Annotated in this window: 21 protein-coding genes and 2 tRNA genes; 13 read left to right on the forward strand and 10 right to left on the reverse strand. The window is 42.2% G+C overall.

The annotated features are described in order from the left end of the window. Positions 1-272: 272 nt before the first annotated feature. Entirely contained in the window at positions 273-749 is a 477-nt protein-coding gene (locus ACA086_RS14430) for a hypothetical protein (RefSeq protein ID WP_371004057.1), read from the reverse strand. 145 nt (positions 750-894) lie between these two features. Further along, positions 895-2,250 carry a hypothetical protein gene (locus ACA086_RS14435; RefSeq protein ID WP_371004058.1) on the reverse strand — a complete coding sequence of 452 codons (1,356 nt, stop codon included), beginning with the start codon at positions 2,248-2,250 and terminating at the stop codon, positions 895-897. Positions 2,251-2,787: 537 nt separating this feature from the next. Here ACA086_RS14435 and ACA086_RS14440 point away from each other — a divergent pair. The 3 genes from ACA086_RS14440 to ACA086_RS14450 all read left to right on the forward strand — a co-directional run bounded on the left by ACA086_RS14440 (position 2,788) and on the right by ACA086_RS14450 (position 4,078). Next, positions 2,788-2,961: a hypothetical protein gene (locus tag ACA086_RS14440; RefSeq protein ID WP_371004060.1), complete on the forward strand. Its 174-nt coding sequence runs from the start codon at positions 2,788-2,790 to the stop codon at positions 2,959-2,961. Between the two features lie 9 nt (positions 2,962-2,970). Continuing rightward, entirely contained in the window at positions 2,971-3,822 is an 852-nt protein-coding gene (locus ACA086_RS14445) for a phosphatidylserine decarboxylase (protein WP_371004061.1), read from the forward strand. Between the two features lie 174 nt (positions 3,823-3,996). After that, positions 3,997-4,078, forward strand: a tRNA-Leu gene (locus ACA086_RS14450). Between the two features lie 283 nt (positions 4,079-4,361). On the opposite strand, the gene ACA086_RS14455 is transcribed toward ACA086_RS14450, so the two are convergent. Together ACA086_RS14455 and ACA086_RS14460 are read right to left on the reverse strand one after the other, a co-directional pair. Next, a complete protein-coding gene (locus ACA086_RS14455; protein WP_371004062.1) occupies positions 4,362-4,946 on the reverse strand; it encodes a hypothetical protein in 585 nt (194 codons plus the stop codon). Positions 4,947-4,968: 22 nt separating this feature from the next. Beyond that, positions 4,969-5,688, reverse strand: a complete 720-nt coding sequence (locus ACA086_RS14460) for a hypothetical protein (protein ID WP_371004063.1) — start codon at positions 5,686-5,688, stop codon at positions 4,969-4,971. A 234-nt stretch (positions 5,689-5,922) separates the two neighbouring features. Between ACA086_RS14460 and ACA086_RS14465 the strand changes: the two genes are divergently transcribed. Continuing rightward, positions 5,923-6,150: a hypothetical protein gene (locus ACA086_RS14465; RefSeq protein ID WP_371004065.1), complete on the forward strand. Its 228-nt coding sequence runs from the start codon at positions 5,923-5,925 to the stop codon at positions 6,148-6,150. Positions 6,151-6,472: 322 nt separating this feature from the next. On the opposite strand, the gene ACA086_RS14470 is transcribed toward ACA086_RS14465, so the two are convergent. The 4 genes from ACA086_RS14470 to ACA086_RS14485 form a co-directional block, all read right to left on the reverse strand. Continuing rightward, a complete protein-coding gene (locus ACA086_RS14470; RefSeq protein ID WP_371004067.1) occupies positions 6,473-10,495 on the reverse strand; it encodes a two-component regulator propeller domain-containing protein in 4,023 nt (1,340 codons plus the stop codon). A gap of 437 nt (positions 10,496-10,932) precedes the next feature. Continuing rightward, entirely contained in the window at positions 10,933-11,064 is a 132-nt protein-coding gene (locus ACA086_RS14475; protein WP_369746901.1) for a hypothetical protein, read from the reverse strand. Positions 11,065-11,197: 133 nt separating this feature from the next. Further along, positions 11,198-12,523 (reverse strand): sugar porter family MFS transporter, encoded by a 1,326-nt coding sequence (locus ACA086_RS14480; protein WP_371004068.1) that lies wholly within the window; start codon positions 12,521-12,523, stop codon positions 11,198-11,200. Positions 12,524-12,588: 65 nt separating this feature from the next. Then, positions 12,589-13,830, reverse strand: coding sequence for a 3-deoxy-D-manno-octulosonic acid transferase (locus tag ACA086_RS14485; RefSeq protein WP_371004069.1), 1,242 nt, complete (start codon positions 13,828-13,830; stop codon positions 12,589-12,591). Positions 13,831-13,924: 94 nt separating this feature from the next. Here ACA086_RS14485 and ACA086_RS14490 point away from each other — a divergent pair, with 94 nt between their 5' ends. The 3 genes from ACA086_RS14490 to ACA086_RS14500 are packed head-to-tail and all read left to right on the forward strand — an operon-like array spanning position 13,925 to position 16,512. After that, positions 13,925-15,073 carry a DegT/DnrJ/EryC1/StrS family aminotransferase gene (locus tag ACA086_RS14490; RefSeq protein ID WP_371004070.1) on the forward strand — a complete coding sequence of 383 codons (1,149 nt, stop codon included), beginning with the start codon at positions 13,925-13,927 and terminating at the stop codon, positions 15,071-15,073. 6 nt (positions 15,074-15,079) lie between these two features. Continuing rightward, positions 15,080-16,096 (forward strand): UDP-glucose 4-epimerase GalE, encoded by a 1,017-nt coding sequence (gene galE / locus ACA086_RS14495; RefSeq protein ID WP_369746905.1) that lies wholly within the window; start codon positions 15,080-15,082, stop codon positions 16,094-16,096. A gap of 56 nt (positions 16,097-16,152) precedes the next feature. Then, positions 16,153-16,512 (forward strand): hypothetical protein, encoded by a 360-nt coding sequence (locus ACA086_RS14500; RefSeq protein WP_369746906.1) that lies wholly within the window; start codon positions 16,153-16,155, stop codon positions 16,510-16,512. An 8-nt stretch (positions 16,513-16,520) separates the two neighbouring features. Here ACA086_RS14500 and ACA086_RS14505 read toward each other — a convergent pair whose 3' ends face one another. Then, positions 16,521-17,054: an alpha-ketoglutarate decarboxylase gene (locus ACA086_RS14505; RefSeq protein WP_369746907.1), complete on the reverse strand. Its 534-nt coding sequence runs from the start codon at positions 17,052-17,054 to the stop codon at positions 16,521-16,523. A 99-nt stretch (positions 17,055-17,153) separates the two neighbouring features. Between ACA086_RS14505 and ACA086_RS14510 the strand changes: the two genes are divergently transcribed. From ACA086_RS14510 to odhB, 3 genes are read left to right on the forward strand one after another with little or no spacing between them, the layout of a single operon-like run. Next, the gene (locus ACA086_RS14510) at positions 17,154-19,958 is read left to right on the forward strand and encodes a 2-oxoglutarate dehydrogenase E1 component (protein WP_371004071.1); all 2,805 of its coding nucleotides are present in this window, start codon (positions 17,154-17,156) and stop codon (positions 19,956-19,958) included. Positions 19,959-19,960: 2 nt separating this feature from the next. Beyond that, the gene (locus ACA086_RS14515) at positions 19,961-20,926 is read left to right on the forward strand and encodes a peptidoglycan DD-metalloendopeptidase family protein (RefSeq protein WP_371004072.1); all 966 of its coding nucleotides are present in this window, start codon (positions 19,961-19,963) and stop codon (positions 20,924-20,926) included. A gap of 26 nt (positions 20,927-20,952) precedes the next feature. After that, complete coding sequence (gene odhB, locus ACA086_RS14520; protein ID WP_371004073.1) at positions 20,953-22,191, forward strand: 2-oxoglutarate dehydrogenase complex dihydrolipoyllysine-residue succinyltransferase; 1,239 nt, start codon at positions 20,953-20,955, stop codon at positions 22,189-22,191. Between the two features lie 31 nt (positions 22,192-22,222). On the opposite strand, the gene ACA086_RS14525 is transcribed toward odhB, so the two are convergent. Next, positions 22,223-22,675, reverse strand: a complete 453-nt coding sequence (locus tag ACA086_RS14525) for a retropepsin-like aspartic protease (RefSeq protein WP_371004075.1) — start codon at positions 22,673-22,675, stop codon at positions 22,223-22,225. 39 nt (positions 22,676-22,714) lie between these two features. Here ACA086_RS14525 and ACA086_RS14530 point away from each other — a divergent pair, with 39 nt between their 5' ends. From ACA086_RS14530 to ACA086_RS14540, 3 genes are all read left to right on the forward strand, one after another. Next, complete coding sequence (locus ACA086_RS14530) at positions 22,715-23,482, forward strand: TatD family hydrolase (RefSeq protein WP_371004076.1); 768 nt, start codon at positions 22,715-22,717, stop codon at positions 23,480-23,482. 44 nt (positions 23,483-23,526) lie between these two features. Further along, positions 23,527-24,564 carry an asparaginase gene (locus ACA086_RS14535; protein WP_369746913.1) on the forward strand — a complete coding sequence of 346 codons (1,038 nt, stop codon included), beginning with the start codon at positions 23,527-23,529 and terminating at the stop codon, positions 24,562-24,564. 71 nt (positions 24,565-24,635) lie between these two features. Next, a tRNA-Ser gene (locus tag ACA086_RS14540) sits at positions 24,636-24,723 on the forward strand. Positions 24,724-24,874: the final 151 nt, after the last annotated feature.

A 24,874-nucleotide genomic window follows, 5' to 3' on the forward strand; every position in this document is an offset into this window, starting at 1 on the left:
CCCCGATCTTCGGGGGTTTTTTAGTATAAGGAAGTCTCATAATGGTGGAGAGCGAAAAGTTTATCGTGAAGGCACTGTCCTTCACGGAGTCTCTCGGCCTGTATAGAAAAAAACCCCTGATCTTTCAGGGGTTTTTTAGTAAATGGAGATCTTATAATGGCGGGGAGCGAGAAGTATATCATGAAGGCATAGTCCTTCACGGAGTCTCTCCGCCTGTACAGTTTTAAAGCTTTTGAGAAACCAAATTTATTTTCCTTGGTTGTATAATAAAATCAGGATGCCGGGGGGAGAACAATCCATTCGAATGTCCAGTTCTTATCTCTTTTAAACTTCCTGAGAAAATTCGGTGATTTTATTCCTGTATAGATCATTGCTGCTCCTGGGATGGTTAGCCAGAATGCCGTGGAATCGATTAGAGCACCGATGATAACTCCAAATCCTGCTGTTATTGCTCCCACATAGATAAAAAAGCCACTGCTAAAAATGGAGATTAAAAGAGGATTCCGTTTTATTTCCTCAATATCCTGTAAAACAATTTGTTCTCCGTTGAGAAAAATACTTCTATTGTCGTTCATTGTAAAACGACCTGAAATCTTTTTCCCTTGGGTAGTCTTAAGTTTAATCCTTTTGTTTTCCTTAATAATAATTTCCTTACCTGAATCTGAATTGGTAATCTTTAACGCGTTTTCCTGAGCCCAGCTGATATTGATAATAAACAGGAAAAGGGATAATACTGATATTTGTTTCATGGCTTTTTTTGGAATAAAAATAAGCCTATTAGCTGTAATCTACCCCTGGTTTGCTTTTTTTCAGCGTTTAACAAATTGTTAAATCTCAAAGAGGTAGATGATTAAATATCACAACAAACTCTCAGACTTTATATTCAGTAGGCTGTCAGAACAGGTAATTAGTAACAAAGCTAATCTGATGGAAATTACTTGCATTAAATATGTTCTGGGGATCCGAATTGTTCAGATTTTCCTTGTAGATATACAGCAGATCAAAATGAAGGCCTTCAAAAAACCCACCCAGGGCATAATGCAGTCGGCCGTTGATTTGATAATACTCATCAATATTGTACTTGTTGAATTCGTACTCTCCTATACTCGGTCCGAGGACTTCGGTAAACTCAATGCTTAGTTTTAACCCTTTTACATTAAAGTCATAATTCCCCATCAAAGTAAATATTTTTGCATCACCCAGTCCTTCCAGCCTCGACCTGGGGATGGAGGTGTAGAAATGATCCCTTCCCAATTCTTTGGGGAAGAGAAATCTTCCGCTGTTGAATGCACGAGTAAAAGCAATACCCAGCTGCCAATGTTCGGGATTATAGGACAGCTTCCCACTTAAAACCTGTCCGTTTTCCTGGGGTTGTATAAATCGTTCCTCATAGGCCAGCTCCTTCTGGTAATTATGTGGGAATTGCAGTGCATATTGCAAACCGAGCAACCAATTGTTTTTATGCACATCAAATTCAACCATACTGGTATGATGGATGTTATGCAGGTACCAATGATTTGCCCTCAGATCTGTATCTTTTAGCTGGGTTTCGTATTGAAAAAGTCCAATTCCTTTAGATTCGGTCTTCCCTCTGTAATCGGCCACCTCACCGTTGGGCTGAAATCCATTGTTGACCAAACCGATGGCCTCATTAAAGTCGTACCACTCTACGGTACTTCTGGGAGAAACCCTATTTAACCAGCTGAGATTTAAACTGTGTTTCTTCCGATTGATTTGCAACCATAACCCATTAAAGGCGAAGGGTTTCATTCTTCCATCACTTTCATTTACCAAAGGAGTTTCTTCAATGGCGAGTTTGCCGTATGTAGCAAAGCCGCTTTTAAAATTGTATTTTAGGTATAATTCTTCTAAGCGGTCGAGATCATTGAAGTTGTCGAGGTCATTGATATCGTATAGTTCGTGTTCCCACTTGGATATATTTCCGGTAGTAATGTCCGGTTCGTTGAGGTCGGCCGAAAAGGCCTTGTAAGTAAAAATTCCTTTTACACCTACTTCAAAACCTTTAAACTCCTGTGTTTTAAAAGCTATTGCCCCACCCAATGCATTGGTGTAGTAATCCTTTAATTCATCTTCATTTACCGTGGTCATAAAGAAGTTTCGGATATGTCCTTCAACCTCAGAATTGGTAAATATTTCTTTTAGGCTGCCTGGTTCCGGAATTTCATCGTGCACCTGAGCAGACATCCCAATGGTAGTCAGTAGAAGGAAGATTAGTATTGAATTCTTCATGTTTTTTAAGGAAAAAACAAGTCGGTTTTCGCCAGGATTATTAATTGACTTATAGAAAATGAGTATTGTAATGCGAAAGTAGTCTCCGAATTCTTCACCAGTGGTAACTCAGGTTACTCAGTACATGGTGTGGGGAGTGCTGGAAGATATTAGTAGAATTTTCAGCTCAAAGTATTCTACACTGTTTTTGTTTTTACAATTGGCCGGTGGGCATTTTAAGATCGCCTGACTATATTTTGATAGCTTTCTAAATAGATATTGTTGTTGCTTTAGGTATCGGATAATTGTCGAACAGGCATAGAATATTCTTTAGAAAGAGTTAGATGCAATGAAAATTAAAAGCCTGTGTGTACTATTTACCTTTATTTCTCTATATAGGGTATAAGCTAGGTTGCGTGTAAGTTATTGATGTACAGGAGTGCTGACATTCCTATGGTCATTCTTAAAAGGAATGTTAATCTTAGTTTAAACTTTTCTTAAGTCCCTTGGGTTCATGGAGAAATTAAAATAGCTTAGAAGGAACCAAAACCAGTTATTATGCAAACGCTCAGCAGATTTGTCATCGCATTATTCCTTTTAATCGTGACTAGTTTTATCAAAGATGCAAGTTCTGAAAAAGAAGATCTTCAGGCTTATAAATCCCAATCGGAAATACAAAAGGCTTCAACAGAAAAAGTCACTGCAATACACCATTTCTCGCGTTGTTCTTAAGGGTGAATTATGCAGCCTGTAGCCTACCACAAAACGGATCCGTTTTTTACGGTATACCGAATTCCTAAATGGCGTTCTGATCTATATCAGTTTATGTCTGCAGGGGTCTGGGGATATTTACCGGGGAACTGGCAAAGAGGATTCTCGGCTTTTTATGCCAGAATTTATGAGCTGCCGATTTCCAGGAAACTTATAAAGCCCTACATCCGTTATTATTACAGAAGTCCTGATTATCTCGATAACTTTCTCCCGCCTAAAGGGAAAACATCCTATTCAAGCTTCCAGGATTTTTTTGTTCGGAGGTTTAAATCACTACCGGAGAACAGCAGTGAGTGGGTATGGCCATGCGAAGGGTTGCTCTGTGATAGCAGGCCAATGGGTCCATTGCAAAAATCAAAAGTTAAGCAGGATAGACGATATTTACATACTATTTTTGGAGTTAAAGCAGGGGTAATCCCCAGGGAATACAGATTTACCAATGTATTTCTCCACAATAAGAATTACCATAGAATACATTCGCCAATTGAAGGAACTATTACCCGAATTCAGCATATTCCCGGGGATCTCGTGGTATTGAGGCCCTGGATATACAGGGAAAATCCTTCCCTGCCCGCCTTCCGAAATGAACGATATAATATTGATATCACAGATCGTAATGGCGATATCTGGTATTTATCTATTGTAGGTGGGCCTGCAGTAGGCAACATAAGGCTGGCCAAAAATATCCGACTGGGTTACGATGTAGATAAACTGGAGGAAATATCGCTTTTCTATTTAGGGTCTACGTGCTGTATGGCGGCTCCAAGACCTCCCCGATATCATTCTTACAATACCTTTGTACAGGTAGGAGCAAGTTATTAATTATCTTAAAACCAAAAGGATTCTCAGAGGGAGATTCTTGCTCTGCTTATTTCTATATTTTTCCTGCCATTAATGGATTTTAAAGACTTGACAGACTATGTTTGTAATTAAAGCATCTATCTCAAATTATGTTTTTACAATGTTTCCTCTTTTGTATCTTTGCGCTTCCTAACTGCAGGTGTGGTGGAATTGGTAGACACGCTAGTATCAGGAACTAGTGCCGCGAGGTTTGGGAGTTCGAGTCTCCCCACCTGTACATAAATAAAACCCCCGTTTTTCGGGGGTTTATTATTTGGAGTATTCCACAGTAGAGGAGACGATAAGTTTATATTGAAGGCGCAGTCCTTCACGTAGTCTCTTCGCCTGTACAATTAAAACCACCGGAAAATCCAGAGGTTTTTTTATTTATAAATTATAGGGATTTGGTATGGTTTCAAACAAATCTAATGATATGGCTTAGGGAAACCCGGAGTTCACTAAGCAAGGGCATCCCGTATAAAATGTCTTATCTTTAGTAAATCTTACGAAGATTTGAGTGGCTACTTGAGATCTTTTAAGTTCAACTGCTCTATAAAATTCCAAATCTTATCAGCCGATTCGGCATTGGATTTTACCGATACCCCGTATTGCTCTTTGAGCATAAACTTTATAAGATACTGCCCTGCCGGTGGGGCGAGGTATTCTTCCTTGGCTTTTATACCGTTGTGAACAAGGGTCTTTTCATAGCCGTATTCGCTTGAATAGTTGCGTTCCAGTGCGGCCAGCTCCAAATGATCGCGAATTTCCCGTTTGCCTTTCTCCGTACTGCCATCGACAATTTGTACCGTAATGAACTCCTCCCCCTTTTCATAACGCGCAGTACTGGAATTGACTCCTTGCATCTTAAAGGGGTCCGTAATGAAACTGACCAGGGAATAGCCCGAAAGCGTTTTGGCCGGCGACCAGCTGCGCCATGTCTCTGCTTCTATATAAACTCCTGAATTTTCCTTTGTACTGGCGGCGGGTTCGCCGTTGTTTTCAGAACTTCCGCGATATTCTTTTGCACCCATATTACAAGCTATGCTAATTGACAGCAGAAATAGGACAAAAAACAGGCATTGGATTGGCTGTACGTATTTTTTCATGATTAATAAGTTATGTGTGGGTCTAGCCGCTACAACCCAGGGCCTCCATTTCCTGCCCAATTTTCACAAGGTGCGTAACAAGAGCCTTGGGCTCGAAAACTTCAGCAAGTATTTTATCTATTATCCCTGCATTAGAAGGGCCATATTCATCGTACCAATCACTTTGACAACCTGGTTTTTCGTATCCAGAGACAATTTGAGCTACAACCTTTGGTGCTTTTGCAGCCAAGGGAGTCCATTCGTATTCGGTTACAAAACCAGGACCATCTTTACATGAAAAAAGGGCTTTAAAGAAACTTAATACTATTCTCCGCCTCTCCAACCAATCTAAATTAAATAACTCTTCAGTACAAGGCATTAGGGTTGTTCCACCTATTAACATTAATGACGTCAAGCCAAGGTAATCATACTTCAACTTGCAGTTTTGTGCTTCTTCCTTAGCAATGACTAATTCCTTAAGATGATAATTATATAATCCTATTAGCGCGAGGCATTGATGGTAGGGCTCATCGAGTGCACTGATAAAATCCCCTGCATCCTTTGTTTTCTCTTTCCAGTAATTTTCCAGTTGTTTTTTTTCTTCGTCACTAAGACTAGGTCCTTCCTCGGAATTTCCCTCCCCATGCGCTTCGTTATGTGCTTCTGCTACTTGCTTCAAAGCATCCATAAAATCCTGGGCCATGGCCCCGGGGCATGTTAGCAGTAAGAGTACTAAGGTAATTGCCGTTGTTATGGTTTTCATGATCTGATTGTTTTTTAGTTCTTTGCTGATTTTATTTTGACAAGCCTTTGCCTTCTTTTTATAAGCCTGCAATCTGGTTTCTGCCTCACCCAAAATAAACGGGCCAACAGGCAGGAATTGATTCCTGGCCAAGAATTGCTTGGTTGGATAAATGGTTATTGTAGGCCCACTTCTAGGTACTATGCCATTTTGTGACAGTTTGTACTCCCCTGGAGTGGAGTAAGCCCAGCCAAAATGTACTGTCAGGGTAGTTTCTCAGGAGAGTCCCCTCTATTTTCCCTGCTGGCCAGGTCTGCGCTGCTCATTGTATTCGAGATTTCAGCGATGATGATCATCGCTCTTCAACCCCTAGTACTTATGCTTTGTCCCTGTCTTAGGCCCGAGCCAAATACCCAGAAAAAAACCGTTATCAAAAGCGGTGGTTTGCTCATCTATCAACTAAAACTTATTTGTGCTTATTGACGTTTATAGGGCATATCTGAACAGCAGTAAATAAATAACATTAAGCAATGATAAAATAGCCGTAGACCACAATAACAGTGAGATGTAGTTTAACTTTTCAAAAAAGTATTTTGAGCCGGGGTAATTTTTTCTTTCGATAGACAGATTTTTGTTGTTCTCGGAGGTTAGCATTTTCAATTAGTTTTTAGTCCACGATGAAAGTAAGCCAATAGTCACATTACGGATAACACATATGTAACAGCGTGTGCAAGAAATGTAACATTGGTGGCAAGCGTCTTTTTAATGTAAATCCGGGAGTAGTGGTGCAAGCAAATAAGTCCTTTTAATTGATCTCCTGTAGAAATTCAGCCGGCGTTTTCTTATAGGTTTTCCTAAAGCATTTGATAAAATAAGAAGGAGTGTTGAAACCAACCGTATAGGCGACTTCATTAATTGTGGCATCGGAGGTTTTTAGAATATGGGCGGCCTGTTTCAATCGCTGTGAACGGATAAACTCTGTGGTAGACAAACCCGTGATCGCGGTTAATTTTCGGTGCAGTTGCATACGACTCATCCCTACAGCCGAGGCAAACATTTTGGCATTGAATGTAGCATCGGATAATTGCTCGTCTAAAACCTTTTGCACCTTATTTAAAAAAACTTCATCGGTTGGGGTTATGGCAATTTCCTTAGCCTTTAAAACTATCTCCTGGCTGTAGCGGCTGCGCAGGGCACGGCGACTCTCTATCAGGTTCTGCACTCGCCTCTCAAGTAAGGGAAGTTTAAATGGCTTGGTCACAAAATCATCGGCCCCGGATTGCAGGCCCCTTAACTCTTCTTCCTCTCCGGCATTTCCAGTCAATAAAATGATGGGGATATGGCTGGTACGTTCATCGGCTTTAAGCACATTGCAAAGTTCAATGCCGGTTGCCAGTGGCATCCGTACATCTGAAATGACCAGGTCTGGTACAATTTCCATTGCTTTTTTAATTCCGGTTTTGCCATTGTCAGCTTCAAAAATCTGATATTTGGTTTTCCAGGCAGATGCCAAAAACTGCCGAACCTCATCTTGATCTTCAACCAGCAACACAATCGGCAATTCACTTTTTGCCGATTTAATCCCCAGCTCATCTGTATCAATATCAATGGTGTCCGAGATACTAGAAATAACTTCTTTTTTTGCTTTTTGATACTCCGCCACTATTTGATTGTCCTTAAAACAGTGACGGGAAATAGGCAACTCCACCTGAAAATGGATGACCGAAGCCCCATCCATATGTACGGTGACTTCACCTTTGTACAATTTCACCAATTGCTTAACCAGCGAGAGCCCTACGCCAATTCCATCTGCATACTCGTCAAGTTGGTAAAACCTGTTGAACATCCTGTCGAGGTTTTGTTCTGTAAAATTTTCAACACTGTTTTTAATACTCAAATGTACCTGGTCTCCGTTTCTCTTAACACCAAAATAAACCCGGCCCCCATCCGGACAGTATTTAAAAGCGTTAGTGAGTAGGTTGGTAACAATTTTTTCAATGGCGTCTTCATCATACCAGGATTTACCTATTTGTTCAATGTCTATTGTATAATCAATCTTTTTCTGCTCGGACCGATATTGAAAAGAAGTGGCCAACATTCCTAGAAAAAGGCTTAATTCACCCTCAGACACCTTCAGGTTTAATTTCCCTTTCTCCAATTTTGCCGAATGCAAGAGTTGATCAACCAAAGCCATGAGACGATTGGTATTACGCTTTATCATTGAGAAGTTGGCATAATCTGCATCTGTGAGGCCACCATCACCCAGTTTGGCATCTATGGGTCCCGATATCAGGGTAAGAGGTGTCCTAAACTCATGAGAAATGTCTGCGTAAAGTTTTGATTTAAAACTATCAAGGTGCTTGAGCCGAAGGGCCTCTTCTTCTTTTAACTTCAGATTTAACTTCATCCGCCAACGCCACTTTAAATAACTGTATACCCCATAAATTCCTAGCAAAATCAAAAGCAGGTACAGTACCCTGGCGAAGGTGGTAAAATACCAGGGCTGGGCAATGGTAAAAGTGAAAGTCGCCGGCTCGGGGTTCCAAACGCCATCGTAATTACTCGATACTACCTGAAACTCATAATCCCCGGGTGATAGGCGGGAATAGCGCGCAAAATTGGTATTGCCTGCCTCAATCCATACATCATCATAATTCTTTAAGCGATACCGATATTGGTTTTTCTCTGGTAACGAAAACTGCAGACTTGAAAAAGTGAATGAAAAGGTGTTTTGGTTATGGCGCAGCGTCATATTTGGCCTCATTTGATAGTCATTGTCGGCCACCTGCATCCCGGTGATTGCCGTTTTAGGAAGTTGGTTATTATCTTTGATGTCCGAGGGTTTAAACCAGTAATACCCTTCCAAACCTCCAAAGTACAGATAGCCTCGCTCATCCAGGTGATAAGCCCCGGTATTGAACTCCGTGGCCAAACCTTCGTAATTGTTGTAATTGGTGATAACCGGGGGGCTGGTAAAAGACTTTCCCGGCTTGAATTTGGTTATGCCACTGTTGGAGCTTAACCATAGATTCCCCTGCCCATCAGGCAGCACTGCATAAACTACGTTATTGGCAAGGCCATCTTTTTCAGTATAGGTATAAAACAGATTCTTATCAATATTATAAGCGTTGAGGCCACCACCATAAGTGCCAATCCAGAGTATATTGTCTTCCTTTGAATAGTACAATGACTTGATCATATTATTCGACAACGTATTTTTATCCTTCAGGAATTTATATGAAGTGCTTTTATTTTCCGTCAGATTGAGGTGTATTAGTCCATCGGAATCAGTACCCAACCAAAGGTTGCCCTGAGCATCTTCTGTGATCACCCGAATATTATTATTGACGTTTAAAATTTCAGTGGCATTGTGCTCATTGTAAGCTCTTATCTTCCCTTTATTTTTATTAAACCTTATAAGTCCGTTTTCGCGCGTAGCCAGCCAATTTCGATTTTGACTGTCTTCAAAAATATCCCATATGGTTATTGCCTCCAGTTCAGAATCTGTTGTGTCAAGATAATTTTTTATGTCCCCCTTGTTGTCAAGAATAGAAAGTCCGCCACCCTGAGTTCCAATCCATAGCTCCCCTTCCCCATCGGCATACAAGCTCATAATTCTGTCTGAAAGCAAACGCTTATTGGGCGGACCCAGGGTCGAATATTTCACCCATCTGTTGGAATCTGGTATGTATTGCATTAGACCTTTGCCCGAGGTACCTATCCAAACAGATGCGTCGGCATCCGTGGTAATAGCCCGTACCACCTCTACATTTATGTTTTGGGGCACCTGATAATTGGTAATCGAATTGAATTTTTCAAGATACTCGTCATAATAGCTCAGTCCGGCCCCGTCCGTACCAAACCAAATAGTACCGGTATAGTCTTCGTAAATATCCAGGATATCATTGTAATGGATGGCTTTTGGATTATACTTATCGGCCATAAAATGACTGGTTTCATAAGTCTCAAGATCTATGAGATACAGGCCTTTCCCATAGGTACCGATCCAAAGGCGATTTTTTGAGTCAACCAACAATGAAAGAATGTTTAGGTCAACAGGAAGGGGCAAACTCAAAGGTAATTCTACTGTATGGCTAAGAAATTTCTCCTGGCCGTTTCGAAAGTAAAGACCTCCTCCAAAGGTTCCAAACCACTGTCTGCCACCGGTTTCTACCGCTATGGAGCTAAAATTCTTCTCAATTAAACCATCTTGCAATGTGGCGTTCAGCGTATCGGTAATCTGACGGTTTTGCAGATCAATCGACAAAACAGCGTCCTCAGTTGCCGCTAATAATGACTCGCCTGCCTGACTGAGCGCATATATAGTTTCTTTGATGTTACCAATGTCTTTTGATTCGGATATAGTGTCGTTCATTTTTACGAACAAGAGTCCGCTTGAATACGTGCCAATCCAGTAGTTCATTAAATTATCCTGAAAGATGACATTGGCATCGGTTGTAATTGACAGGGGTGTAAATCGGTCAGTTTCAGTATTTAACTTGTTTAATATTCTGGTGGAGGGAATACACCATACCTGGTTCTGTCGATCCACATATACTTTGCCTAAATGACTATAACTGGGCCTGGTTATATCATCAAAAATAAAAGGATAGACGGTAAAATCATTACCATCGTACTTGTTAAGCCCATCTTGTGTGGCAATCCATAAATAACCCGTACTGTCCTGGGCCATGGCTATGCCGCAATTTTGTGAAAGGCCATCTTTAATTGATAGCTGACCAAAACTCACCTGGTTCTGAGCAGATATTGAGGCTACCGCAAAGCAACAATAGAGAAAAATGCAAATTTGAATCAGCTTACTATCCATTTCGCCTTTGGAATACGTTCAGGGCTTTAACTTAAAGAAAGATACGTATTTCCGTTTTTTCTTCGAATGAAATTTTCTATCCTTTTAGAAAGAAGCCGGATAAACGCTGATGTTTTTATTTCATCATGTTTAAGGAGAAGTTACGACCAATTCAAAAATCCAGTTTCTCTCTCTTTAGAACTTTCTTAGGAAATCAGGCGATTTTATGTCGATATAAATCATTGCTGCCCCGTAAAATGAAGGTGTGGTGGAATTGGGAGACACGTCACGCCATGGCGTGATGCCGTGAGACTTGGGAGTTCGGGTCTCCCCACCTGTACGTAATTAACCCCCCCCCCCATTTTAGGGGGTTTTTTATTGTAGAAAAACCTCAATAAGGGTGTTAGATCAGAATTCTGTGTTGATTAGAAAAGAAAGAAGTCGTTGAGTTAGTTATCCTAGGAAAAGAAGCCAAATGCAGCCAGGATCAAACAAATGACAACGGCGGCCAAAATCCCGACAAGGACTACCACCATTACGCTTAAAAAGCCATTCAGCATTTTGGTACCAAAGGTAATTTGTTCTTCCATGATCACGGTGGTTTAGTGAAATATACTAAAAAAAGACGTAAAAAATCTTTTTAATAGCTAACAATTTGAAGAAAAAGCACCGACATATTGCATTTTAAAGATGTGCGGTTAAAATTTTCGACAAAGAGTAGGATCACTCTTTTTGCCGACTTAATTTCTTGCTGAGTTCTTCCAGGGAAATGCCTTTGGTTTCGGGCATAATAAATATGACAAACAGAAGTTGAAGCACCATCATGCCAGCAAAGATGCTGAATACGACGCCCGGTCCGATACTGCTAAACAAAAATGGGATGGAAGATGGAATGATCGCAGCCAGTACCCAGTGCACTGAACAACCAAAACTTTGGCCGTAACTTCTGAGGTGATTGGGAAATATCTCCGAGATAAATACCCAGATCACAGAGCCTTGCCCTATTGCGTGGGCAGCGATGAATGCGAAGAGGAAAAAAGCAACTGCCAGACCTTCCCACTCCAAAAAGAATGCACAAGCCACCAGGCTTAGCGACAGAATATATCCCACCGAACCTATGTACATCAACTGTTTTCGCCCCATACGATCTATAAGATATATTCCAACAAGGGTAAACACCATATTGGTTACCCCAATTCCAATGCTGCTCAACAAGGCCGTACTCGCTCCAAGGCCTGCCTCTTCCAGGATTCGGGGAGCGTAATAAAGGAAAGCATTTATTCCTGATAATTGATTAAAAAAGGCCAGTAGAAAAGCAAGTAACAGAGGGAAGCGATATTTCTTCATAAAGATATTCTCCCCGGGAACCGTATTTATACTTTCGAGTTTGATGTCTTCGAGAAGCTTGTCAATATCGTCTCTGGGATTGATGTTCTCAAATACACTCCTGGCTTCTTCATAACGCGACTTGCTCAATAGCCATCTGGGGCTCTTTGGAATGCCAATAGCCATCACTGTATAGATTGCGGCAGGTATGGCTTCAACGCCTACCATCCATCTCCAGGCATTGCTCTCAATACTACTGAGAAGGTAGTTTGAGAAAAAAGCGATCAGTATTCCGAAAACAATATTGAATTGATATAAGCCTACTAGTTTCCCTCTGTCTTTAGCAGGTGCGATTTCGGAAATATAGGTTGGAGCTGCAACGGTAGATGCCCCCACGCCCAGTCCACCGATAAACCTGAAAAAGGCAAAAGTATAAGGGTCATTGGCATAGGCCGATCCGACGGCTGAAATGGTGTAGAGTACTCCAATCCAGATCAGGGTTTTTTTCCTTCCCAGAGTATTGGTGGGGATACCCCCCAGCAATGCTCCAACTACTGTTCCCCACAGTGCCATACCGATTACAACAATGCCGTGAAAACTATCGGAGGACTGCCATAAAACCTGTAATGTCTTTTCAGCTCCTGAAATGACTACAGTGTCAAATCCAAAGAGAAATCCGGCCAGGGCGGCCGTAATAGAAAAGCGCAGAATCTTCCGGTCCATAAAGGTTGGTTTAGTGTAAATCTAGTGAAAAAAAATGCTCTCCATCAGTATTCCTGTTCGACATTTCAAATCTTAAGATGGGAAGCCAAATAATTAATGATCTTTTCAGTTGCCCCTTTCTGTGTTGTGATATAATCAGCATTTATGGCACCTTGTCTTTTCCTGGCAGATTCGTCTTCAAGCAGATTGTGTAGGGTGTCAGCAAATGAATCCCTGTTTTCAATCACTGAAATACCGCCGAGTTCCACCATATCCCCGGCTTCTTTAAAACCATGAAAATTAGGCCCTATAAGGACAGGAATACCAAAAACAGCTGGCTCGAGAGTATTATGCAGGCCTGTGGCGAAACCTCCTCCGACATAGGCAATATCGGCATAGGAATACACTTTGGTTAGTATACCAATGGTGTCGAGCACAAGAAACTGGCAGGATAAGAGATCGGCCTCCCCGGATTCTGTATAATTAACACTATTCTGTGGAAGGGATTTCTGAAGAGCCTGCAGATGTTCTTTTTTGATATCATGGGGCGCGATTACTATTCTGACATTCTCCGGTACATCGGGCAGCCATTGAATAAGGAGCGCTTCATCTTCCGGCCAGGTGCTTCCCATCACCAGGCAAATGTGATCTTTTTTAAATTGATCCATAAAGTCGAGCCTGTTGTCTCTTCCCAGGATCTCATTTACCCTGTCAAAACGGGTGTCACCTGAAACAGAGATCTCGCTCAGGCCGGCACTTTTTAATAAGGTTTCAGAATTTTTATCCTGCACAAAATAATGGGAGAACTGGCTCAGCGCGTTGCGCATAAACTTACCATACCACTTAAAATAGATCTGATCAGAATTAAAGATTCCGGAAATCAGAATGGTAGGAATTTTACGTCTTTTAAGCTCATTCAGATAGTTGGGCCAAATTTCATATTTCACAAAAATTGCCAATACCGGTTCAACCCTGTCCAGGAAATTTTTAACCTTACGCCTGGAATCAAAAGGCAGGTAGGTTATCAAATCTGCTTCTTTCGAATTTTTTTTTACCTCAAACCCTGACGGAGAGAAAAAAGTGACAAGAATCCTGTGATCCGGATAGGAATTCCTCAGGGCTTTAATAACAGGTAAACCTTGTTCAAATTCCCCCAGAGAAGCTGTGTGTACCCAAATATAATTATCGTCTTGTTTGATCCTTTCTTGTAAAAGCATATTCACGCCCTTCCTGCCTGCCACAAAAAGACGCAATTTTGGTTTGAAGATGGCCACGATCTTCAGTGCCTGCCAGCTAATAAGAATCAGAAGATTGTACAGGAGATACACCCGGGGTTCGTTTGTTGCTAAAATACGCTTCTTTCGGGAATTACATTGGTACCCGTTCCTTAATTTTGTAATATTGCGGGCATAGTTTCAGGGTATGAAAAAAATACAAATGGTTGACCTGGTAGGTCAATATCAGGAGATTAAGGAAGAAGTAAATATTGGGGTTCAACAAGTGATGGATACGGCTGCTTTTATCAATGGGCCGGAGGTTCACGGCTTTCAGAGGGAATTGGAAGCTTATCTGGGTGTAAAGCACGTGATTCCCTGTGCTAATGGTACCGATGCTTTGCAAATCGCCATGATGGGTCTTGGCCTGAAACCCGGAGACGAAGTAATCACGGCAGATTTCACTTTTGCTGCTACCGTTGAGGTTATTGCCTTGCTGGGACTTACCCCTGTTCTTGTCGATGTTGATCCTGAGACTTACAATATTGACCCTGAAGCAGTGGAAAATGCCATTACTCCAAAAACAAGGGCCATAGTACCTGTCCATCTCTTTGGGCAGTGTGCTCCTATGGACCGACTTTTGGAAATAGCCGAAAAACATGAGCTTTACCTAATCGAAGACAATGCTCAGGCCATTGGGGCCACTCATACCTTTAATGACGGCCGTAAAAAGAAGGCGGGAACAATGGGTCACATAGGTGCCACCTCTTTTTTCCCGTCAAAAAACCTCGGATGTTATGGAGATGGAGGAGCTATTTTTACTGATGATGATGATCTCGCACATTTTATCAGGGGGATTGTAAATCACGGAATGTATGAACGCTATCACCACGATGTGATCGGAGTCAATTCACGCCTCGATTCTATTCAGGCAGTGGTATTAAGAGCAAAATTATCGCGATTAGATTCTTATTGTGAACGAAGACGTGAGGCAGCCAGGAAATACAATAAGGCTTTTATGGGAACAGATGCAATAATTCTTCCCAAAACTGTAAATAACTGTGGGATGATTTGCAGTAGCTGTGATTGTCATGTATTTCATCAGTACACCCTGCGTATTACCAATGGTAAAAGGGATGTATTGGCAGCTCATTTATCAGAGAAAGGAATTCCCTTTGGGATATACTATCCCATCCCATTGCACCGGCAAAAGGCCTACGTAGATTCTCGATACAGGGAAGAGGATTTTCCCGTCACCAATCAATTGGTCAATGAGGTTATTTCATTACCCATGCACACAGAATTAGACGATGAGCAAATTGAGTTTATCACTTCTACCATCCTGAATTTTATTTAAATCAGTATGAGGATACTAGTAACGGGAGGTCTCGGTTTCATAGGCTCTCACACCGTAGTGGAATTGCAGAATGTAGGTTTTGATGTGGTTATCGTAGATAACTGTTCAAATGCCTCCGAAGATGTGCTCGATGGGATCACCGCCATCACCGGGAAAAAGCCTGAATTTGAAAAATTTGATCTTCGGGATAAGAACAGGGTGCTCGACTTCTTTTCCAGGCACAGGGATATTGATGGGGTTATACATTTTGCAGCTTCCAAGGCAGTCGGTGAAAGTGTTGAGAATCCCTTATTGTACTATGAAAACAATCTAAGTACGCTTGTCTATCTGCTGCAGCAACTTTCGCAAAAGGGGAAAGCACATTTTATTTTTAGTTCTTCCTGTACGGTTTACGGTCAGGCCGATGAGATGCCCATTACAGAAAATGCCCCGGTAAAGCCTGCCGAATCGCCTTATGGGAATACCAAACAAATAGGGGAAGAGATCATTCGGGATAGTTGTAAAGTAATACCTGAATTACATGCAATTTCCCTGAGGTATTTTAATCCTATTGGGGCTCATCCCTCCGCAGAAATAGGAGAATTACCATTGGGAGTACCCCAAAACCTCGTTCCTTTTATAACCCAGACAGGAATTGGTCTGCTCGAACAACTCTCAGTGTTCGGAGATAATTATCCAACTGAAGATGGCACTTGCATTCGCGACTATATACATGTGGTCGACCTGGCAAAAGCGCACGTAGTGGCTTTAAAACGCCTGCTCGAAAGTAAGAACGAAAAAAATTACGAGGTCTTTAATGTGGGGTCAGGTACCGGAAGTTCTGTACTTGAAGTAATAAAGAGTTTTGAAAGAGTTTCCGGGGTAAAATTGAATTACAAAATCGTAGATCGTCGGCCTGGTGATGTCATCAGTGCTTATGCTGACACCTCAAGAGCAAACCGCACCCTGGGCTGGAAAGCCGAATCAACTCTCGATGATGCAATGCGCTCAGCATGGCTCTGGGAGAAGAAAATCAGGGCTTAGTCTAACTGTTCTTTCTTCCGGGAGATCCATGATGCGTCCTGAGTCGTATGTAAGATATGGCAAAGGAGTATGAGAATAGTTTAGAATTGCTGCAGTTTGCAGAATCTAAGGCCTTGTATAAAAAGCTGGTCAAACAGTTAAAAAAGGATTTCACCCTTGCCAATATTGATTTCAATCCGCCTGAGGAAATAGCACCATCCTCCCTAAAGGAGTTGCTGAAAGAAAAAATCTACTTTTTACTATTGGAACGTTTTTCAGATTATCTAAATCTGCTTTATATCGTTGATGTTCCCGAAAAAGCTTTTTCATCACTGGATGCTACGGATGTTGTTGAGGTGGCAGAGGGGGCCTGTTATCTGATACTCCGCAGGGAATGGCAGAAGGTATGGCTCAAACATTCTTATGGGAGTGAATAGGCGGATTATTAAAAAAATACTCGGATAAACGGCATCCAGGGATCTGCATAAAGGCTTCTGTTCTCATCGTATAGTACATCGTATCGCAAACCAAAGGTAACAGGACCTGAATTATAGCCAATTCCAAGAAAAAGTACCGGTAACCAGTAGTCTTCTCTCAGTTCAGGAAAACCAGAGCCAAAACTCCTGTGGACCCTTAATTGCTCAAATTCCGATGAAAACTGCAGTCGGGGTATAGGATTGTAATACCCCAGAACTCCCACCCCATAGGCGGTGAATTTGGAGTCTCCGAATTTGGCGTAGTTAAAACTGAGATTACTCCCAATAGCAAATTGTTCAGAAACAGGATAAACTGCTGCTGGTGCGGCCACGATGTTTACTGAATTATTTCCGAATCCCAGGCCAAAAGACCCTCCGTATCGCAGCTGGCTCCAAAAAGAACCGGTAGCGCCCATGCCCTGGGCAAAACATCCCTGGATCGCAGTACTGAATAGAATGATAAATAACAGATTTTGTATATTCCACCTGCTGCTAGAGTTCATGGGCTTAAATTAAGTAATATTAGAACGCTTCATCCCTACAGATAGTATTAAATATTGTATTTTTGACTAATTTTTACAACTGAAAGTGTTAGCCTGTCCATGGATAAATATTCCTTTTTAAATGCTGCCCACACGTCCTTTTTTGCGGACATGTACAATAAGTATCTCGCGCATCCCGATAGTGTGGAACCCAGTTGGCGTGCTTTCTTCCAGGGTTTTGATTTTGGGATGGAAAGCGCATTAGATGAAATAGGTGTCGATACGGCAACCGGCATGGCAGTCTTGCCAACGGGTCAGACGGTTGAGATGCCCGAAACGTTGCAGAAAGAATTTCAGGTAATACGCCTGATAGACGGATACAGAAGCCGGGGCCATTTATTTACCAAAACAAACCCGGTTAGAGAAAGACGAAAGTACTCCCCGACACTTGATATCGAAAATTTTGGCCTTACGGAAGCCGATCTTGATAAGGTTTTTAGTGCAGGTGAGATCATAGGTATTGGTTCTAACACCTTAAAAAAGATTATTGGCCACCTGCAGGAAATCTATTGTGATGCCATTGGAGTAGAATATATGTACATCCGAAGCCCTGAAAGAGTTAAATGGATACAGGACTGGCTTAATAAGAATGATAATCACGCCAATTTCGATGCTTCGGAGAAAAGACATATTCTCAAAAAATTAAATCAGGCAGTTTCCTTTGAAGGATTCCTGCATACGAAATACGTGGGCCAGAAACGCTTTTCTCTCGAAGGAAACGAATCGTTGATTCCGGCGGTTGACGCCATCGTTGAAAGAGCATCAACCCTGGGGGTAAAACAGTTTGTAATGGGAATGGCACACCGAGGTCGGCTCAATGTGCTTACCAATATATTCGGAAAGGCGGCGAAAGATATTTTTAGTGAGTTTGATGGGAAGGACTACGAGCAGGAAGTCTTTGATGGAGATGTGAAGTATCACCTGGGCTGGACATCTACCCGTTCTTCGGATAACGGGAACAAGATCAATATGAACATTGCACCTAACCCTTCTCATCTCGAGACGGTGGGAGCAGTGGTTGAAGGAATCTCAAGAGCCAAGCAGGACGCCCATTTCCCTGATGATTTTTCGAAGGTGCTGCCAATTGTAGTTCACGGGGATGCGGCAATTGCAGGCCAGGGTATTGCGTACGAGGTGGTTCAAATGGCCAATCTTGATGGCTACCGGACAAATGGAACGATCCATATAGTAGTTAATAATCAGATTGGGTTTACCACTAATTATCTGGATGGCCGGTCTTCAACCTATTGTACGGACGTAGGCAAGGTAACCTTATGCCCTGTACTGCACGTCAATGCTGACGATGTGGAGAGTGTGGTTCACGCTTCCCTTTTTGCTTTGGAGTATCGAATGCGTTTTAAACGCGATGTTTTTCTCGACTTATTGGGGTACCGGAAATACGGACATAACGAAGGAGATGAACCCAGGTTTACACAACCTAAATTATATAAGGCTATCGCCAAGCATAAGAATCCCAGAGATATTTATGCCGAAAAACTGATAGCTGAAGGGATCATCGATGAGGATTATGTGAGTAAGCTCGAACAGGAATACAAGTCGAGTCTTGAAGAAGAACTCGAAGATTCCAGAAAGGAAGAAAAGACCGAGATCACTCCCTTTATGGCTGATGAGTGGAGCGGGTTTGAAAATGTGCGTGAATGGGAGATGATGGATGTAGTTGACACAAGTTACAATCGAAAAAAACTCGACCGCATTGCCAAAACGATTACCAGCTTACCTGAGGGGAAAAAATTCCTGCGGAAGGTGGAAAAATTGGTGGGTGATCGAAAGAAAATGTATTTCGAATCTGATAAACTCGACTGGGCCATGGGGGAATTACTTGCCTACGGTTCATTACTTGAAGAGGGATTTGGTGTTCGGATGAGCGGACAGGATGTAGAGCGGGGAACTTTCTCGCACAGGCACGCCGTTATGAAAGTGGAAGAGAGTGAAGAAGAGGTTTTGCTCCTCAATCATATCTCAAAAGATCAGGGCCTATTTCAGATCTATAATTCCCTTCTTTCAGAATATGCAGTTGTTGGGTTCGACTATGGGTACGCCATGGCCAGTCCTAATACCCTGACAATCTGGGAAGCACAATTCGGGGATTTCAGTAATGGGGCTCAGATAATGATAGATCAATATATCTCTGCAGCTGAGGATAAATGGAAGCTGCAAAATGGGTTAGTAATGCTATTGCCCCATGGATATGAAGGTCAGGGTGCAGAGCATTCCTCAGCGAGAATGGAACGTTACCTCCAGCTCTGTGCAAGAGATAATATGTATGTGGCCGACGTTACTACCCCTGCAAATATGTTTCATTTGTTGAGGAGGCAGATGAAGAGTAATTTCAGGAAACCCCTGATCGTGTTTACTCCCAAGAGTCTTTTGCGTCACCCCAAAGCAGTTTCAGGAATTGAAGAAATGACTGAAGGCCGGTTCATGGAAGTGATAGACGATGAAACCGCCAAAGTTGAGAAGGTAAAGTCACTGGTATTCTGCACAGGGAAGTTCTACTATGACCTGCTTGCGGAACGAGAGGAATTAAGTCGGGATGATGTTGCCCTTGTGCGTATTGAACAATTATTTCCTCTGCCTTCAGAGCAGTTAAAAGCTATTATCAAAAAGTATAAAAAGGCCGATGACCTTGTGTGGGCACAAGAAGAACCCAGGAATATGGGTGCCTGGTCTCATTTGATGATGCACTTTAGCGATGCACATAAATTCAGAGTGGCTTCGAGGCGATTTTATGCTTCGCCCGCTGCCGGTAGTTCTGTTCGTTCAAAAATGAGGCACCAACAGGTAATAGATTACGTCTTTGATAAAAACAAGGACAACATGACGCGTCCTGCAGTAAAAAAATGATCATGAGGAAGCTTTTTGCCTTGCTGTTTCTTTATTCAGGACTTGCGTATTCGCAGACTGAATTGCCTCAGTATTCCACCATCATTGCGCAATTAGCCAGTTTGTACAACGCACAGGATTACCAGGGAATCTATGAACTCTACGATGTAAACATGCAAAAGGCATTGACCCCGGCAGAGAACCAACAATTCTTTTCGGAGAACGTCAATAGAATCATGGGAGATATCAATGAATGGGAATTTATCGGTTTTCAAAGGGGTGCACACGTGTACCGCACTTCTTTTGAACGAGCCTTGTCTAATATTATGATTTCCCTGAGTGTTCAGAATAACAAAATAAACGGATTTTATATTGCCCCTCCAAAACCACTTGGAATACCGGTTTTGGAAAGGAATACAACCAGAATGATCCTACCATTCAGGGAAGAGATATTCGTGTATTGGGGAGGAACTACATTGGAACAGAATTACCATCTGGCAGAAATTTCACAGCAGTATGCCTATGACCTCCTTATGGTTAAAGACGGCCGCTCTTATCAGGGCGATCCGAAAATAAATGAGAATTACTTTGTCTTCGGGAAAGAAATAATTGCCCCTTGTGACGCCAGGGTTGTTCTGGTTATTGAAGGAGTTCCGGATAATGAACCCGGGACAATGAATCCCGCACAGCTTACAGGAAATACGGTCGTATTACAAACCGATTTAAATGAGTATATCCTTTTCGCACATTTGCAGGAGGGATCTTTGGAAGTGGAAGAAGGAGAAGAAGTTCGCCAGGGAGATGTAATCGCCCGTTGTGGCAATTCCGGAAATACAACTGAACCCCATTTGCATCTGAGTCTTCAGAATACGATCAATATGGAGGAGGCTACCGGGGGAAAACTATATTTTGACCAAATAATGGTTAATGGAGAAATAAAAACGGATTACCTTCCCGTAAAAGAAGATTTTATCAGAAATTTGAATTAAGCAAATTTATTACAAAAACAGAACGGATGATTTTAGAAATGAAAGTTCCCTCTCCGGGAGAATCCATAACCGAGGTTGAGATCGCCGAATGGTTAGTAAAAGACGGTGACTATGTAGAAAAGGATCAGGCCATAGCAGAAGTGGATTCTGACAAGGCTACCCTGGAACTCCCTGCTGAGGAGAGTGGAATCATTACCCTAAAAGCCGAAGAAGGAGATGCGGTTGCTGTAGGGGAAGTTGTTTGTCTTATCGATACCAGTGCTTCCAAACCTGAAGGTGCAGAAAAAGCGCAAAAGGAAACTAAGGAAGACAAACCCGAAAAAGCAGCTCCGGCCAAAAAAACGGAAGCAGCTGAACAAACCAAAACTTCTGAGCCAGCGAAGACTTATGCCAGCGGTACTCCGTCCCCGGCTGCGAGAAAGATACTCGATGAAAAAGACATTCCTGCATCTTCAGTAAAAGGAACCGGAAAAGACGGTAGAATAACCAAGGAAGATGCTGTCAGTGCCGTACCCTCAATGGGGACACCCACCGGGGGTAAAAGGGGAGAGACACGCACCAAACTTTCCATGCTCAGACGTAAGGTGGCCGAGCGCCTGGTTTCGGCTAAAAATGAGACGGCCATGCTTACTACCTTTAACGAGGTTGATATGTCTGCAATCTTCAGTCTAAGGAGCAGCTACAAAGAAAAATTTAAAGAAACTCATGACGTAAGCCTGGGCTTTATGTCCTTTTTCACCAAGGCGGTGATACGCGCACTGCAGTTGTTTCCTGCCGTGAATTCGATGATAGACGGAAAAGACATGATCACCTATGATTTTTGCGATATCAGTATTGCCGTATCCGGGCCTAAAGGGCTGATGGTGCCTGTCATTAGAAATGCTGAAAACCTTACTTTCAGGGGTATAGAAGCCGAAGTAAAACGCTTGGCGATACGGGCTCGGGAAGGACAAATCACTGTTGATGAAATGACAGGAGGTACCTTTACAATTTCCAATGGGGGAGTTTTCGGTTCCATGTTGTCTACCCCGATAATCAATCCACCCCAAAGCGCTATCCTCGGTATGCATAACATTGTGGAAAGACCTGTCGTAAAAAACGGGGAAATTGCCATAGCGCCAATTATGTATCTCGCCCTCTCATACGATCATCGGATTATAGATGGAAAGGAATCAGTGAGCTTTCTGGTAGCAATAAAAGAAGCACTCGAGAATCCTGAAGAACACCTGATGGGTGGAGATGTTGAGAAAGCACTTGAATTCTAAATAAAACGAAGTATCTCTATAAAAACGCTCCTCAGGAGCGTTTTTTCTTTTTGAGGTAAAGTGTAGTGGTTTTATAATCGATCACAGCCTTGCCTTTCTCTAAAACGTCGGCGCCTATTATTCCATCTACGGGCAGTGCATCGTGAGAAGTAAGGGCTTCATTGATATGTTCCAGATTAAATAAGATGATCTTAGTTTTCTTTTTTTTCCAGCCTCCGATCTTCAGGGTGTTTTTTGTGGAGAGTTGGGTTTCCATATCCGTCGCTCCAGCTCCGGCTGCTTTCACTTCCGACGCTTTTGAAATTAATTTAAACTGCTCAATTTTATCGAGCCCTACACAGGAGTTAGAAGCTCCGGTGTCTAAAATGAACCTACCAGATACCGCATTTACCCTGGCCATCACTTCGAGATGATGGGTAGCAGTTAACGTTAAAGGAATAGCGATATAATTCCTTTTTTTTAAATACTTTTTTAAAGACATCATCAAAATGATTTTTGCTAAAGATAGTCCTATTTTTGTCACATGATAATCACAGATACACATACCCATCTTTACAGTGAGGCTTTTGACGGGGACCGGAATGAAGTCGTACAAAAGGCCATTGATCTGGGAATAGAAAGGTTTTTTATTCCGGCCATCGATTCTGGCTATACATCTTCAATGCTTCAGCTCGAACGTGATTTCCCCGAGCATATATATCTTATGATGGGGCTGCATCCTACACATGTAAAGGAGAATTACCGTGAAGAACTGAAACACGTTGAGAAGATGCTGTCTGAAAGGAAATTTTATGCAGTAGGGGAGATAGGAATAGATCTTTACTGGGATAAGTCTTATGTTTCACAACAGCGCGAAGCATTTAAAAACCAGATTGCGCTCGCTAAATTACATGAACTCCCCATAGTGATTCATTGCAGGGATTCCTTCGATGAGATATTCGAAGTGCTGGAGGAAGAGAAGGACGAAAAGCTGTATGGCATTTTCCATTGTTTTACCGGCACCCATGAACAGGCCCTGAAAGCGATAGGGTATAATATGAAACTCGGAATTGGGGGAGTGGTCACTTTTAAGAATGGAAAGATAGACAGGTTTTTAGATCAGATTCCCCTTGAACACCTTGTACTGGAGACGGATGCCCCTTACCTGGCACCAGCCCCATTTCGGGGGAAAAGAAACGAGCCTTCGTACCTGGAGCATGTATTGAACAAACTTTCGGATATTTACCAGGTCCCGAAAGAAGAGATCGCAAGGATCACAACGGATAATTCCAAAAAAGTATTTGGGATATAATTAAAGTAGAACAAGATCTCATTTAGATATAAAACTGGGAGAGAATGTCGGCACAGAATAAACGATCAAAGATACTGCTCATTTATACCGGGGGAACCATTGGAATGGTTAAAGACTACAATTCGGGTGCTCTTAAAGCATTCGATTTTAAGAAAGTCGTCAACAGTATCCCGGAATTGGGACAACTCGACTGTGCTATTGACAGTGTTTCATTTAAGGTGCCAATCGATTCTTCAAATATGAATCCCTCGCATTGGGTTACCATTGCCGGACTCATTGAACGGCATTATGTCGATTATGATGGATTTGTTGTGCTGCACGGAAGTGATACGATGAGCTATACCTCTTCGGCCCTGAGTTTTATGCTGGAAAATCTCGCGAAGCCAGTAATCTTTACCGGATCTCAATTGCCCATAGGAGATCTGCGTACGGATGCCAAAGAAAACTTAATTACTTCTATTCAGATTGCCGCACTTAAGGAGGATGGCATTCCAGCAGTGAGAGAGGTTGGATTATATTTCGAGAATAAATTGTATCGTGCCAACCGGACTACCAAGATCAACGCCGAACATTTTGATGCCTTTGCTTCCCTTAACTATCCTGTCCTGGCAGAATCAGGGGTTCATTTAAAAGTGTATACTGAGAATCTTTGGCGTAAAAAGCGAACTAAAACTTTTAAAGTTCACAAAAAAATGGATGATCGAGTGGCAATTCTTAAATTGTTTCCGGGCTTTAACAGGGATCTGCTTGGCGGAGTACTGGGGATTCCTCACTTAAAAGCACTGGTGCTGGAGACTTATGGGGCGGGAAACGCACCAACCGACCAGTGGCTGCTTGATGACCTGGAGCAGGCTATTGAGGGGGGGCTGAATATCGTGAATGTAACCCAATGCTCCGGAGGAAGTGTGATCCCGGGGCAGTACGAGACCAGCAGGGAATTAGAAAGAATGTCTATGATCAACGGTCGTGATATAACCACTGAAGCGGCAATTACAAAACTTATGTATCTGCTGGGGAATGATGTTTCGGGAAAATCCTTCAGTACTATTTTTGAGACTTCCATAAGGGGAGAAATGACTTAAATTTTTAAGACGTAAAATTTTACAGATCACGAAATTTTTTGTTTCTTGACCGCCCGTTAAATTGGGAAAATAGAGAGGTGGCCGAGTGGTCGAAGGCGCACGCCTGGAAAGTGTGTATACACCAAAAGTGTATCGAGGGTTCGAATCCCTTCCTCTCTGCGAATACATTTGCGAATGATGAATTTTGTCGAAGCTTGCTTCAGCAAAATTATGAATGAGCAAATGGATTTCTGCGCAGCAGAAACGTTTATGAATGTATTGCCAGCATATCATTTTGGGAAGCAGGAGCGCAGCGACTGAATCCTAAGGA

This window comes from Muriicola sp. E247, from assembly GCF_041358175.1.
GTDB lineage: Bacteria > Bacteroidota > Bacteroidia > Flavobacteriales > Flavobacteriaceae > Muriicola.